Genomic DNA, 14,195 nt, shown 5'->3' with positions numbered 1-14,195 from the left:
GCACATTATATTTAAAACATAATCCTATGCCAATAGGTTAAGTATTACTATTTCTCTTCAAGTTTCCAAGTGCGTACCCAATCTACACGCATGGTATTCTTAGAATCGTCATTTAGCTCTTCCTTTTGTGGTAAACCTCCCAAATAACACTCTTCAGATGTCCATAGATCAAATATTAACTCTAGCTCTCTTGTAAAGTCTTGGTTAGTGGTAACAACACCAGCTGGCTCTCCATTTAAATAAAACTGAACCGTTCTAGCATCTTTCCACCAAGCACCAACAATATGGTAGGTTTCATCCCACGTTTTTCCTTTGTTAGGATTTGCATCCGATAACATTCTCGTATCAAAATTATCCTCATGCCTTTCCGTAACACCACTTTTAGCAATAAAATACTGTGAGTTCATCTGCGTTGGGAAATCCCACGGAGCCCACGGGTAGTTACTTGGTTTCGTAGTTTGATCACTACACTCAGGAGTTGGGTTTGCATTGCTCTCAACAATATCTATCTCATCCCTATCATCAATATCGCCATTGTTCAGCCAAAACGTATTGAACGCAGAAATACTTGAGGTTTTCATACTACACTCCGTGTACATAGGGTAACTTATTTTAGTTTTGGAGTGCACTCTTGCCGTTTGAAACCATTGGGAACTACCCTCATCCAACGTGGCCTGAATATTTAGTTTGCCATCTACCACGCTAGAGTTTTCACTTCGCATAGAAACCGGGGTGTTACCGTAGTTCCAAAAAGAATTAAACCACTTATCATCGTCCCATGAATCAAATTCATCGGACATGGCTTCCACCTTTACCCACTCCATTCCCTCCGGGGTATCATCAACTACAGAAACAAACGAAGGTAAATCAGGGTCCAAATCAGAAAGTTGAAAAGGTGCTATCTCATCTTCCTTGTCTTCCTCCTTATCATCTACTTGCATGGGGTCTTCAGGACCTTTATCCATTTCTTCATCATCGTCAGAATTTGACGAACACGCAATAAATGCACTTATAATACTACATACCAGAAACACGTTAATCTTCATATGATACTGTCTTTATAATTTGTCTTAATTTAGAAAAGTGCTTTTTGCTGCTGTGTAAGCGAATCAATCTGTCTTATCTTGATATCTTTAAAAAACACCTCTGCAGCTTCACTTTGCAATTGAATTTTCCCTTGGATCAACGGCACTTCCTTACCGTTTTCATCTATATATCTTGAGTTCTTCAAAATCATAACAACCTCTCCGTTTACGATATGAAGACTTTTGCCCTCATAACAGATCAACTCAAGCGTATTCCACTCGTCATGTGGTTTTTCATAATTTCCGCTTCGTAAACAATAATTGTTATACGGACTACCCATACCAATTGGTAAATACTCCTGTGACTCATGCGCCAATGGATCCAAAACAGATTCCGGTTTGTACGCCCTAATATCTATGGCAGAATTAGCCTGGCTCCAAAAATCTCCCGTATGCCCCTCCATTATCTGAAATTCTTGAGAAAGCATCCATGAACGCCAGTACTCAACAGCCATTGGCCCCACGGAATGGTACAATATTCCAGAGTCTTTCAATAAATCTTTTCGGTAGGCCCATTTTTTATCCCCCCATTTGTACTTTAACTGAAAATGATAATTCTTATACTCCTTTTTAGTAATCAGGCAACCATAGTATTCTCCCGTATTCTTGATAATGGTTTCCTCGCCCTCTTTCACCGTTGAAAAAACGGTATAGTCGCTATTGTTTAAACCTATCGGAGCTATTTCTTCCCCATTTTCATCTAGTGGTACGGAACCGTCATAACCGGGTTGGTGCTGATAGCTCAAATAATTGTCCCACTGGGTTAAATCCTTATCTATTAATTCTTCCCACTCGTATGTTTCTTCAAGATTTTTTTTCTCCTCATTTTTTATCTCAGAACAGGAAATCACAAGAAAGAAAAGTGGTAAATAAAGTGTAAAATGTTTCATATTATTTATTGTTGGTTATTGCCGTTTACCCTATTGATTTTTTAGCTGATTTCAAACGATTAAAACCATTCTGACAAGCAGGTTTTAGGGCTACACAAAGCATGCATGTATTGTAATTTTACAAAGAAATATTTACCATAACCTGCGAATTTCCGACCAATAATTAATTGTTCAGTTTTTATTGAAGCGCAGTGCAAAATGTCTATGGTTGCAGGTCTTGAACATTGCAAATGTTCAGTTTTTGTTAAGCTATATTGAGCTTAAGATTATCATATAATATCATAGTTTTAACAAAACGATATTTATTATGAAAGTTATTATGAAGGCTACTACTAGTCACAGAACAAAAAAAAACCACAGTTCACTAAATTCACTTTATAAAATCTGCTTCTTAGTAGCTTTTGTATTAGCAGGCATTAATTATGGTTTTGCACAAACATCAGATTCTTCTCCTAAAGCTATTGAGGCAGCTAGCACGGAAGAAGCAAGGGTTACAGGTTTAAAGTACATTAGTGTGCACGTATTGGAACTTGAAAAGACCCTAAAGTTATACCGTGAAATATTGGGATTTAAAATGGCCGATGCCGAAGTACTTCACGGACCTGGACTTGAAGGAATGCTTGTAATGAAACTAAAGGCCGATGATTTGACTATTGGGCTATCACTAACGGCTCCCGAATTTATAGATACAATAGGTCCTATAGGAAACACCAACCACAACCATTTTATGCTAAAAGTAAACAACATTGTCCCAATTGGCGATAAGCTAAAAGAAGAAGGTTACGAACTGGAAAATGAAAACTACGCTCGTGACAAATACACATTTTTTGTAGGACCCAATGGCGAAATTATTGGCCTTTCCGGTTGGGATTGATTTAAACAAAATTACCTATCACAAATGAAGGTTCTGATGATATAAAAACATCAGGACCTTTTTTTATAAGTCTTGCCTAGACTTCAAGCATTAAATAATTACATACAAGTTAGCTTTTCAGAAGAGAAGTAACCAACGGTCTAATTGGCCTGAAACCCAACGAACATGGCCTAAAACAAAAAAAGCCAGTCTTTCGACTAGCTTTTTGTTGCTCCCCCTCTTGGGCTCGAACCAAGGACCCTCTGATTAACAGTCAGATGCTCTAACCAACTGAGCTAAGGAGGAAAATATTTTCGCTTTGTTTATCTAAGCGGGTGCAAATATAATTGTTTTTTTTATTGTCCCAAATAAATTTTGCAATCTATTTTCCCATTAAGTATCTATATAGGTCATTTCCGTTGGCAAACAGTATCAAAGCCAGCAACATAAAGAAACCTATCATTTGTGCATATTCCAAAAATTTATCGCTTGGCTTACGCCCGGAAACCATTTCGTACAACAAAAACATAACATGCCCCCCATCTAAAGCCGGAATTGGCAACAGGTTTAGAACGGCCAACATAATGGACAAGAAAGCCGTTGTGCCCCAGAACACTTCCCAGTTCCATGTTTCAGGAAAAAGTCCGCCAATGGCCGCAAAACCACCTACACCTTTGTACGCTCCTGTATCTGGGTTAAAAATCTTTTTCAATTGCTTCAAATATCCGGTAAGGGTATTTACCCCTTTGTTGATTCCTGCAGGAATAGATTCGGCAAACGTATATTTTTCAGTCTCTAAACGCAAAAGACCTCTTTTTTCCATTTCGTCCATAGAAACCATACCGGGGCGCACTCCTATTTGGGCAGAGTCATTTATTACTACCGGTACAACTTTACGAACGCTATTGTCACGAACAACGGTCAGGTTAATTTTTTCGCCTTTATACTGCTCTAAAATAGGCTTTACCTCATCAAAATAGGATATTTTCTTACCGGCAATCTCAACTATTTCATCTTTTGGTTCAAGTCCGGCATCCTTATTCAAGGACTCGGGAGAAACTTCGGCTATAACAAAAGGGATACGTGGTCCCAAAAACCTAGCACGGTCCTTATCCTCTATTAAAGTGGCTATGAAATCAACAGGAATTTCCTTCTCTATGGTTTGCCCGTCTCGTTCAATAGTAATGCTACTCCCATTAATAATGTCCATAAAGACCGTATTAAAGTCCTTTATCTTCTGGCCGTCTACCGCAACAATTTTATCTCCGGTCTCAATACCAAGTTCATCACCAATGGTCTTTTCCGTTACATGAACACCGTCTTTTAAACTATCTCCCGGAATATATTGATCTCCGTAAGCGTAGGCCATACCAATATAGATAACCAATGCCAAAACAAAGTTAACGGTAACACCGCCCAACATAATAATAAGTCTTTGCCAAGCGGGCTTACTTCTAAATTCCCATTCCTTTGGCTCTTCTTGCATAGCCTCGGCATCCATACTTTCGTCTATCATACCGGAAATCTTTACATAACCTCCTAAAGGAAGCCACCCAATACCATAAACGGTTTCGCCTATCTTCTTTTTGAAAAGCGAGAACTTTACATCAAAGAATAGGTAGAACTTTTCTACACGGGTCTTAAATAATTTTGCCGGGATAAAATGCCCCATTTCGTGAAGCACTATTAATAGTGAAAGGCTTAAAAAAAATTGTATGGCCTTAATAAGGAACGGACTCATCTATGTTTTCTATAATTAATGAACTCTTATTGAATTCAGCCGACAAAAGTACACTTTTACGGCCGCTTAAAAAAAATTACTGATAACCGCCATTTATTTTTAAGAAACATTTAGCAGCGCTCTTAGCAGTTAGGACTTGAATGCTTGTACTGACTAACGTATCTTTACCAAAAAGATTATGCGCACATTCTTTGCCAAATATAAATTTTTTGGCCTCGTGTTATTGGGGCTCTCGGCGGTAATCATGTATTTGTTCTATAACGCCCTGCAACCCCCCAAAATCTTAACAATTTACCAACCTACCATGGTTAATCCGGAACTGGTGGACAGTACGCTTCAATACAAAAGAAAATACCATACCATTGCAGATTTCTCGTTGATCAACCAAAATGGAAAAACCATAACCCAAGCCGATTACAACGACAAAATCTATATTGCCGATTTCTTTTTTACCACCTGCCCAACTATATGCCCCATAATGACCAAGAATATGGCCAGTATACAGGAAAGAATTAAGGGTTTTGACGATGTAATGTTGCTATCACATTCAGTTACACCGGAGATAGATTCTGTGGCACAACTAAAAAAATATGCAATAGAAAAAGGTGTAGATGATTCTAAATGGAACCTTGTTACAGGCGATAAAAAACAGATATACGAGTTGGCCCGTAAATCATACCTAGCCGTAAAAGACGATGGCGATGGCGGACCTTTTGATATGATCCATACCGAAAATTTTATTCTAGTGGACAAGAAAAAGCGCATTCGCGGCTTTTACGATGGTACCAATGAAGAAGAGGTTGAAAAACTGATGGCCGATTTAAAAATTCTAATGACCCCTAACCAAGAAGAATAAACTACAGGGCAATACCAAATTCCCAAAAGTATGTTCTTGTATTCAACTTACGGGCCTCTCCATTTTCCGCATCGGCTACTACAGCACGCAAACATCCTAAAGTTTTATGATTTTTTGGGATTCAACACACGGCTTTTAGGATAAATTATGCTACTTTTGCCTTACTTATAATCAATCTAAATAAACGTTGGTAATAACGGTCGCACAGCTAAAAAAAGGACAAAAAGGAATCATCAAAGAATTCTCTGACGATTCCCTACCCATTAAATTGTTAGAATTGGGCTGTTTGCCCGGCAACGAGATAGAATTGGTCCAAATAGCTCCTTTTAAAGACCCTATTTATGTAAATGTAAACGGCTCCCATATTGCCATTAGGCGTGAGACCGCACAGCTCATTGAGCTGGAAATTTTAGAAGACACTTCCGTTCTATGAGCAAACAAATTAACGTTGCCCTTATAGGAAACCCTAATACTGGTAAAACTTCCGTTTTCAATCAACTTACCGGTTTAAAACAAAAAGTTGGTAATTACCCAGGTATCACCGTTGAAAAAAAGGAGGGTGTATGCAAGCTTCCCAGAGGCGTAAAAGCACATATACTGGATTTACCGGGAACATATAGTTTGAACACTACTTCTTTGGACGAAAGTGTTGCCGTAGAACTCCTACTGAACAAAAATGACAAGAACCACCCAGATGTGGCCATAGTCGTATCCGATGTAGAAAACCTGAAGAGAAACCTTCTTCTATTCACGCAAATAAAAGACCTTAAAATACCGGCCATTCTTGTCATTAACATGGCAGATCGTATGTCCCGCAAAGGCATATCCGTAGATATTCCGCTTTTGGAAGAAAAGTTGAATACCAAAATTGCCTTGGTGAGTACCAGAAAGGGCATTGGCATTGACAAGCTGAAAGAACTCATTTCCGATTATAAAAACCTTTCTACCGAACAAAATGTAGATATTACGGTTATTGACCCTGGATATTTTAAAAAATTAAAGGACGCTTTTCCTAATGAGGACCTGTATAAGTTGTGGCTTGTGATTACGCAAGACGTAAATTTTATGCCCATTGAGAAAAAACTGTTCAAAGATGCCTCTTCTTTTGCTACCAAATCAAAATCGGAACTGAAGCGCTTGCAGCAGAAGGAAACCATTTTAAGGTACCAGTTTATAAACGGCATTCTAAAAGAGACCTACAAAGTAGATTTGGCCATAGCCAAAGGCTTTAGGGCTTCGCTGGATAAGATTCTAACCCACAAGGTTTTTGGATATATAATTTTCTTTGCCATCCTTCTGATTATATTTCAAGGTATTTATGACTGGAGTGGCTACCCTCAAGACCTCATCGAAACATTTTTTGCCTCCGCCAGCTCGTGGGTAAAGGACACTTTGCCTCCCGGTGTATTTACCAACCTCATTGCAGAAGGAATACTAACGGGTATTGGTGGTATAGCCATGTTCATTCCGCAAATCGCATTTCTTTTCATGTTCATTTCTTTGCTGGAAGAAACGGGCTATATGAGCCGTGTGGTGTTCTTAATGGACCGTCTTATGCGCCCCTTTGGCTTAAGCGGTAAAAGTGTTGTGCCCCTAATGTCCGGTACGGCATGCGCCATACCCGCGGTAATGGCCACTCGAACCATTGAAAATTGGAAAGAGCGATTAATAACTATTCTTGTTACGCCATTTACAACCTGTTCGGCAAGGCTTCCCATTTACATTATTATTATTGCCCTAGTAATACCCGAAGGTAGTTTCCTGGGCTTTGGTTATAAAGCCTTGACCCTTATGTTGCTCTATCTGCTAGGTTTTGGGGCGGCTATTATATCCGCTTTAATACTCAATAAAATTTTAAAGATTAAGGGTAGGTCCTTTTTTGTGGTAGAAATGCCCAACTATAAGCTGCCATTACCAAAAAACGTTGCCTATACGGTTTGGGAAAAGACCAAAAGTTTTGTTTTGGGTGCCGGTAAAATAATTTTGGCGATATCCGTAGTACTTTGGTTCTTAGGCTCCAATGGCTATGGCGATGATTTTAACAATGCAGACGAAATTGTAACCACCCGAGTTAAGACCGAAGGATTTTCTGATTTTAATCAAGTTAGTATTGCCAATGACCTATCCGTTTACAAAACAGCTTTAAAGGACAGTATAAGGAACAATGTCTACCGTATAGATAATACCGCCCTGACCGATTCACTTGCCCAAAAACAGACCCTACTTGAGCAGAGGGCACTTAGCCAAGAAATATCCAGCTACAAGCTAGAGAATTCTTATATGGGCTATATGGGGAAGGCTATTGAACCTATTGTAAACCCACTGGGTTACGACTGGAAAATTGGTATTGCGGTACTTACATCCTTTGCCGCACGCGAAGTATTTGTGGGTACCTTGGCCACCATTTACAGCGTTGGAAACGATCAGGAAGAAACCATCCAAAACCGAATGGCAGCAGAAATAAACCCAAAAACCAAGAAACCATTGTTCAATTTGGCATCTGGTATTTCATTATTGCTGTTCTATGCCTTCGCCATGCAATGTATGAGTACCTTGGCGGTGGTAAAACGCGAAACCAATACTTGGAAATGGCCCGCGGCACAATTGGTATTTATGAGCAGTTTTGCTTATATTGTAGCTCTAGTTGCCTATCAAATATTAAAATAAGATGAGTGTACTTCAACCCATATTGGTTTATATTGTTTTAGCAATCTCCGTAGGTTATTTGGTCAAGAAATTCCTTTTGCCAAAAGCATTGTTTTCAAGTAAAAAAAGCAGCAACAAAGCTTGCGGACAAGATGGTTGTGGCTGCCATTAATTTTTAGAAAAATTTCCTGTACCTTACCCTTGTTGTAAGTCTATTCGTTAATAAAAGAATAAATTGGTATTAAATAAATCAAAAAAACCGTGCTTACTTCAAATGCTATTGCTTTTTTTGAATAGCCATTAGCCGTGAATATGCAAAAGCCATTTTTTTACCTCTTCGCTTTTTTTCTTTTTTCATCTACCGTGCAACATGCACAAAGCTTGACCTCAGTAATTGTCGATTCCGTTTCAAAAAAGCCTGTTCCGTATGCAACGGTCCAATTGAACAAAAAAGGAATGATTACCAATGAAGAGGGCAGGTTCAAGTTTCTACTAAAGGATGATATTAAGGCTACGGATTCGCTTTTTATTTCGTGCATTGGTTACGAATCTATGGGCAAACCCATTTCCGAATTTACGGACAGCCTCATTTACTTAAGGCCAAAGGCTATAGAATTAAGGGAAGTTATCGTTTCCAATAAAAATTATACCCCAAGGGAAATTATTGAATTGGTAGAGGAAAACATACAGAAAAATTACATCACCCAATTTTCTAAAAAAAGACTTTTTCTAAGGGAAACCTACCAGAATAATATCATCAAGACCCAATATGAAATTAAGAAATCTTCCATTGAAGCTTTCAACAAGAATTTCTTGGATAGTGTTATTCAGACCATTCCCAAGAACAATATTTATTATACCGAGATGTTGGGCGATCTCTATGGTGCAGATGATGCCGATGAACAAAAACTAGACCTCATAAAAGCTTCTGAGCTTTATGATAAAAGTAAGGAGCTAGATGTTGAACTCTTGGAGGAAAAATTTAATAAAATTGTAAAAGAAAATATTAAAACCGATTCTTATTTTAAAGTGAAATCAGGGTTGTTCGGAACCAAGGTAGATGCCGAAGACATGGGCGATATTTTTAAGGAAGAGATAGATTCTACGGATATTGCCGCCCTGAACAAACAGCTTGAGGAAGAAAAGAAAAAGAAAGAGGAGCGCCGTGAATTTTTCTTGGAATACAAGCGCAAAACACTGGGCAACCTTTTTGAGAATCTTCCCATTTTTGATGATACGGATTACAATGTTATTTTCAAGCCTAGACGCTATGAACTTACGCTCGAAAACCACACGTACCTAGGTGACCAAGCCGTTTATGTTATCCGGTTTGTACCCGATGGTTCTCCGGAATTTGGTGGAATGCTCTATATCAATTCGGATGATTTTGCATTGATTCGGATGGATTTTGAAAATACGGAATCGCTTCGGGATTTTAAACTGCTTGGGGTTTCCGTGAACGAATATTTGGCAAAAGGAAGTATTCTGTTCGATAAAGGAGCTGACCAAAAGTACCATTTACGATACTACAACATTATAAAGGGTATAAGGGCCGGTTTTAAAAGACCGTTGACCATTATTGAGAAAAATAAGAACGTAAAAGGCAGACGTAAACAGAATGAATTGGCCCTAAAAGTTGATGCTGCCTTTGGGAACATAAATCAATATGAACTTATAGTCTTTGACGAGGAACCAATCAATTCCGGGCAATTTGAAGCCTTTGAGGAAAAAACCGGTGTTTTACCAACCTATATGCCAGACTATGACCCTAACTTTTGGAAAGGCTATGACATTATAGAACCCAATCAGGCCATAAAAGAATTTACTTCGGAAGTACAACTAGAAAATTAGACAAGGTTTCCAATAAAGCTAAATAGTAACAGTGCCCAACCACACACCAGTAATAACCCGCCCAACGGAGTTATTGGGCCCAAAAACCGCATTTTCTTTCCTTTTGCAGAACTAATCACCAAAGTATAAATACTGAAAGAAAACAGAAAAGTTCCAATAGCAAAACAGTACACCATATACTGCTGAGAGACAACATCCATATTAAAATTGAAACCGATTAAAAGCAGTACCAAGGCATGGTACATTTGGTATTTAACCCCAGTTTCAAAACTTTTAAGCTGGTCCTCAGAAAGCAATTTCTTTAAAGCGTGAGCACCAAATGCACCAAATATTACTGCTAAAAGACCATATAACGCACCAATAACCTGAGCTAATAGAACCATACATATATTTTAAAACAAAGATAGGCCTTGGTCTTTCTAAAACAAAGAGCCGCCCAATAGTTGAGCGGCCCTATAGCTTGTAAACTACTATATTGACTTATCCTTTATCATCATAAAAGAACTGCTCTTTTACAATTTTGCCATCCTGAACTTCATATACGGCTATTTCGGACATGGTAGAACGTTGTCCAGATGGTTTATGGGTCGTATCCATGGTAAACTTTACGGAAAACCAATTGTCCGCTACCACTGGATCTGAAGCTTTACTACTGTGTACCTCAAAATTTTCTTGCCACCACTCCCCTTTTTTCTTAATGCCTTCAAAGCCTTCAACATAAGCGCCCTCGGCCTTTCCATCGTTTTCAATACTAACGATTTTATCGCTGTACAATTCTTGATACGGCTTTTCAAAATCACCCGCATTGCACCATGCTACTAATTTTGAAGCTATTTCATTTGTTTCCATAACTGTTTGTTTTATTGATTATGTCAACAAAATACAACACAGACCTCTGAATAGCAAAACACTAGAAATAATTTAAACTGATGTTAATCTTAAAAAAGAACCGAATTGCGTTAATTTAGTTGGGTTCTACCGCTAATTTGCTGGAAAGTAAATTGAACAACTGCTGGGTTTCTATAGAGTCCTTAAGATTAATGAAGAGCTTTAAAGAATCATGATGCACAATCTTGATTTTTTGATTTTCTAAATTATCTACATAGACATACACCTTTTTGTCCGTAAGCGAATCCTTGAACTCCTGAAAAATCCCTTTCTCCTTTTCCAACGCAGAAAAACCATTAAGACGAACCATGGGCGGAATTTTAGGTACAAGGTCTACACTGTCTAAAGCGGAAAACGGAACTTCTTGCCAATAAAACCCCGACACGACCCTTAAACCGGTAGCATCTGTTTTGGTCCAATTTTTGAAATGAAGAACAAAGGCGAACAGACAAATGATCACCGTTAGTACGCCCAAAATATTCCAGAATACATGTCCTTTTTTCTGCATGTCAGTAGTAATTTTTCATTTTGTAGCTTGGTAAGTGTTCTATACCAGTACCAATTACTCTATGAACGCACAAAAGTGGTGAAAATTTCGGATAGCGCTTAATATTTTATTCCCAAGAGCGTTTATCACTTGTTAAGACTTCTTTATATACCTAATTTAGTTTATCGTTTCAAAGCAGTTTAAGAGAATTGCTAACCAAAACTATTAATTTGTTTCATATTATTTGTTTATGACCCAAAATACCAAAGAAAACCAAAGACTGGAAGACCATTATAGCAAGAAAAAAGATTGGCTTAAATGGGGGCCATACTTAAGTGAACGTCAATGGGGAACGGTACGTGAAGACTACAGTGCTAACGGAGATGCTTGGAACTACTTACCACATGACCATGCCAGGAGTAGAACCTACCGCTGGGGAGAAGATGGTATTGCCGGTATTTCTGACCGTTATTGCAACATTTGTTTTTCGGTGGGGCTTTGGAACGGTAAGGACCCCATCTTAAAGGAACGTCTCTTTGGGCTTACCGGTCCGCAGGGAAACCATGGCGAAGATGTTAAGGAACTCTACTATTATTTAGAGAACACACCATCTCATTCGTACATGAAACATCTTTATAAATACCCTCAAAATGAATTTCCCTACAATCAATTGGTAGCGGAAAACCAAAAAAGGGGGAAGCATGATACCGAATTTGAGCTTCTGGATACGGGAATTTTTGACAATAATGAATATTTTGATGTTCATACCGAATATGCCAAGGCGGAAGGAGAGGATATTTTAGTAAAGATTTCCGTTAGTAACCGTGGGCCTAAAGAAGCATTAGCAGTGGTTCTACCAACTATTTGGATACGGAATTTTTGGAGTTTTACCGGCATGGAAGAAAAACCGGTCATCAAGAAAAAAGGAAACAAAAAAGCTCCCCACCTAAGTATAGACCACAGTTACGTGGGCAAGTACAATCTCTATTTTGATGCTCCGGACCGACTGCTCTTTACAGAGAACGAAACCAATATGGAACGCGTCTTTAACGGCACCAACGAGCATCCTTTTAAAAAAGACCTATTTCATGATGCCGTGATAAATAGTGATTTCTCGCTGGCGGAAAAAAATACCAAAGGCACCAAGTGTGCCCCCATGTACGAGTTAAATATAGCTGCCGGTGAAACCAAAACGATTAGATTAAGGCTTTCAACACAGGATATCAACTCACCTATTGACGATTCCTTTGAATCGGTTTTTGAGGAAAGGATAAAGGAGTCCAATGAGTTTTTGAATTCTATAACCGAAAAATCTTCCGAGGAAGAAAGAGAAATTCAAAAACAAGCTTTTGCAGGCTTACTCTGGACAAAACAATATTACAACTACGAAGTAGAACAATGGCTGAACGGCGACCCGGGCACCACGCCCCCTCAAGAAAGGAAACATGGTCGTAACAGTACTTGGACAACTTTTAGAAACCATGATATTCTTTCCATGCCAGATGCTTGGGAATACCCTTGGTTTGCAGCATGGGATTCAGCATTCCACTGCGTTACGTTCTCCATGGTTGACCATGAATTTGCAAAAAAACAACTCTTGCTTTTCACTAAGGAATGGTACATGGCCGCAAACGGTCAGATACCTGCCTACGAATGGAATTTTAGCGATGTTAACCCACCTGTTCAAGCGTGGGCGGCCATTCAGATATACCAGATGGAACAGCGCAAGACAGGAACGGGAGACCTGAGTTTCTTAAAACGGATGTTCAACAAATTAGCCCTAAACTTTACATGGTGGGTAAATAGGGAAGATAGCCTGAACAATAATGTTTTTGAAGGCGGATTTCTAGGTTTAGACAATATTGGGGTGTTTGACCGTAGTAACGGTGTTCCCGGTGGCGGTATCTTGGAGCAGGTAGATGGCACCTCTTGGATGGCGCTTTACTGTTTGAATATGCTGGAAATGGCCCTTGAAATTGCCATTCATGATGATACTTTTGAAGATATGGCCCTTAAATACTTTGGGCACTTTGTTTTTATAGCCGAAGCCTTGAACAAAATTACCGAGGGCTCCATGAGTTCTTGGGATGAAAAAGAAGGCTTTTTCTATGACACTCTTATTCTACCAGATGGTAAAAAAATTCCAATTAAGGTGCGTTCTATATCGGGTCTTTTGTCGTTAGCGGCAGTTCTAAATATTAGAAAAGAATGTCTGGATAAGTTACCAAGGTTCAAAGCCAGTATGGACTGGTACCGTACTTACCGTATGGAAACTCAAAAATATCAAGTTATTGAGGAGTTTAGCCCAGATAAGGACGTGCTGCTATCCTTAGTTCCCCAAGAACGGTTAAGTATTCTTATTCACAGTATACTGGATGAATCTGAATTTTTAAGTGACTATGGCATTAGGTCCTTATCCAAAATTCATGAAACCAAATATGAGATAGAGATTAATGGCTCAACCTACGGTATAAATTACGAGCCCGCAGAATCGTCAACAGATTTGTTTGGAGGAAACTCTAACTGGCGCGGACCTATATGGATGCCTATGAACTATCTATTTATAAGTTCTTTTAAGGAATACCATAATCATTTTGAGGATAATTTAAAGTTTGACTACCCTACAGGAAGCAGCAACCAGCTCAACTTGAAGGAGATAGGATTTGAAATAAGTAAAAGACTAATTGGTATTTTTAGAAAGGACGAAAACGGGAATAGACCCGTGAACGAATTGGAAAAAGAAAAATATACCGATGAGCATTTTAAAGAACTTATCTTGTTCTATGAATATTTTGATGGAAATAATGGTCGTGGTGTAGGAGCATCTCACCAAACCGGTTGGACTGCATTGGTAGCCAACCTAATTGAAGAAATCAATAGATAAGCTAGGCATTAAAG

The 14,195-nt window shown here is 38.7% G+C and carries 13 protein-coding genes and 1 tRNA gene; 7 read left to right on the top strand and 7 right to left on the bottom strand.

Features of this window, described 5'->3' with window-relative positions; all coding sequences use genetic code 11:
* Window positions 1–47 precede the first annotated feature (47 nt).
* On the bottom strand, window positions 48–1,046 hold the full coding sequence (locus tag Q4597_RS15725) for a family 16 glycosylhydrolase (RefSeq protein ID WP_303407047.1): 999 nt from the start codon (window positions 1,044–1,046) through the stop codon (window positions 48–50).
* Window positions 1,047–1,075: 29 nt separating this feature from the next.
* A complete protein-coding gene (locus tag Q4597_RS15720; RefSeq protein ID WP_303407046.1) occupies window positions 1,076–1,975 on the bottom strand; it encodes a DUF1080 domain-containing protein in 900 nt (299 codons plus the stop codon).
* Between the two features lie 307 nt (window positions 1,976–2,282).
* On the opposite strand from Q4597_RS15720, the gene Q4597_RS15715 reads away from it, so the two are divergent.
* Complete coding sequence (locus Q4597_RS15715) at window positions 2,283–2,849, top strand: VOC family protein (protein ID WP_303407045.1); 567 nt, start codon at window positions 2,283–2,285, stop codon at window positions 2,847–2,849.
* A gap of 211 nt (window positions 2,850–3,060) precedes the next feature.
* Here the strand turns inward: Q4597_RS15715 and Q4597_RS15710 are convergent.
* Together Q4597_RS15710 and rseP are read right to left on the bottom strand one after the other, a co-directional pair.
* Window positions 3,061–3,134 (bottom strand) — tRNA-Asn (locus tag Q4597_RS15710).
* Window positions 3,135–3,210: 76 nt separating this feature from the next.
* Entirely contained in the window at window positions 3,211–4,569 is a 1,359-nt protein-coding gene (gene rseP / locus Q4597_RS15705; protein ID WP_303407044.1) for an RIP metalloprotease RseP, read from the bottom strand.
* Window positions 4,570–4,747: 178 nt separating this feature from the next.
* On the opposite strand from rseP, the gene Q4597_RS15700 reads away from it, so the two are divergent.
* From Q4597_RS15700 to Q4597_RS15680, 5 genes are all read left to right on the top strand, one after another.
* Entirely contained in the window at window positions 4,748–5,425 is a 678-nt protein-coding gene (locus tag Q4597_RS15700) for an SCO family protein (RefSeq protein WP_215913255.1), read from the top strand.
* Window positions 5,426–5,612: 187 nt separating this feature from the next.
* Window positions 5,613–5,858, top strand: a complete 246-nt coding sequence (locus Q4597_RS15695) for a FeoA family protein (RefSeq protein ID WP_215436224.1) — start codon at window positions 5,613–5,615, stop codon at window positions 5,856–5,858.
* A complete protein-coding gene (gene feoB / locus Q4597_RS15690; protein ID WP_303407043.1) occupies window positions 5,855–8,092 on the top strand; it encodes a ferrous iron transport protein B in 2,238 nt (745 codons plus the stop codon). The genes Q4597_RS15695 and feoB overlap by 4 nt, the downstream gene beginning before the upstream one ends.
* Before the next feature lies 1 nt (window position 8,093).
* Window positions 8,094–8,243 (top strand): hypothetical protein, encoded by a 150-nt coding sequence (locus Q4597_RS15685; protein ID WP_215436227.1) that lies wholly within the window; start codon window positions 8,094–8,096, stop codon window positions 8,241–8,243.
* Between the two features lie 209 nt (window positions 8,244–8,452).
* Window positions 8,453–9,922 carry a carboxypeptidase-like regulatory domain-containing protein gene (locus tag Q4597_RS15680; RefSeq protein ID WP_303407042.1) on the top strand — a complete coding sequence of 490 codons (1,470 nt, stop codon included), beginning with the start codon at window positions 8,453–8,455 and terminating at the stop codon, window positions 9,920–9,922.
* Here the strand turns inward: Q4597_RS15680 and Q4597_RS15675 are convergent.
* From Q4597_RS15675 to Q4597_RS15665, 3 genes are all read right to left on the bottom strand, one after another.
* Window positions 9,919–10,305 (bottom strand): DUF423 domain-containing protein, encoded by a 387-nt coding sequence (locus Q4597_RS15675; protein WP_215913260.1) that lies wholly within the window; start codon window positions 10,303–10,305, stop codon window positions 9,919–9,921. The two genes, Q4597_RS15680 and Q4597_RS15675, sit on opposite strands and share 4 nt — an antisense overlap.
* Before the next feature lie 97 nt (window positions 10,306–10,402).
* A complete protein-coding gene (locus tag Q4597_RS15670) occupies window positions 10,403–10,771 on the bottom strand; it encodes a nuclear transport factor 2 family protein (RefSeq protein WP_038237264.1) in 369 nt (122 codons plus the stop codon).
* 115 nt (window positions 10,772–10,886) lie between these two features.
* Window positions 10,887–11,318, bottom strand: a complete 432-nt coding sequence (locus Q4597_RS15665; RefSeq protein ID WP_289038194.1) for a hypothetical protein — start codon at window positions 11,316–11,318, stop codon at window positions 10,887–10,889.
* 229 nt (window positions 11,319–11,547) lie between these two features.
* On the opposite strand from Q4597_RS15665, the gene Q4597_RS15660 reads away from it, so the two are divergent.
* A complete protein-coding gene (locus Q4597_RS15660; protein WP_303407041.1) occupies window positions 11,548–14,181 on the top strand; it encodes an MGH1-like glycoside hydrolase domain-containing protein in 2,634 nt (877 codons plus the stop codon).
* Window positions 14,182–14,195 lie beyond the last annotated feature (14 nt).

The organism is Zobellia sp. 1_MG-2023 (assembly GCF_030549125.1).
Classification (GTDB): Bacteria; Bacteroidota; Bacteroidia; order Flavobacteriales; family Flavobacteriaceae; genus Zobellia; species Zobellia russellii.
The sequence above is the reverse complement of the archived record's forward strand: the minus strand, read 5'-3'. Positions and strand labels throughout refer to the sequence as shown.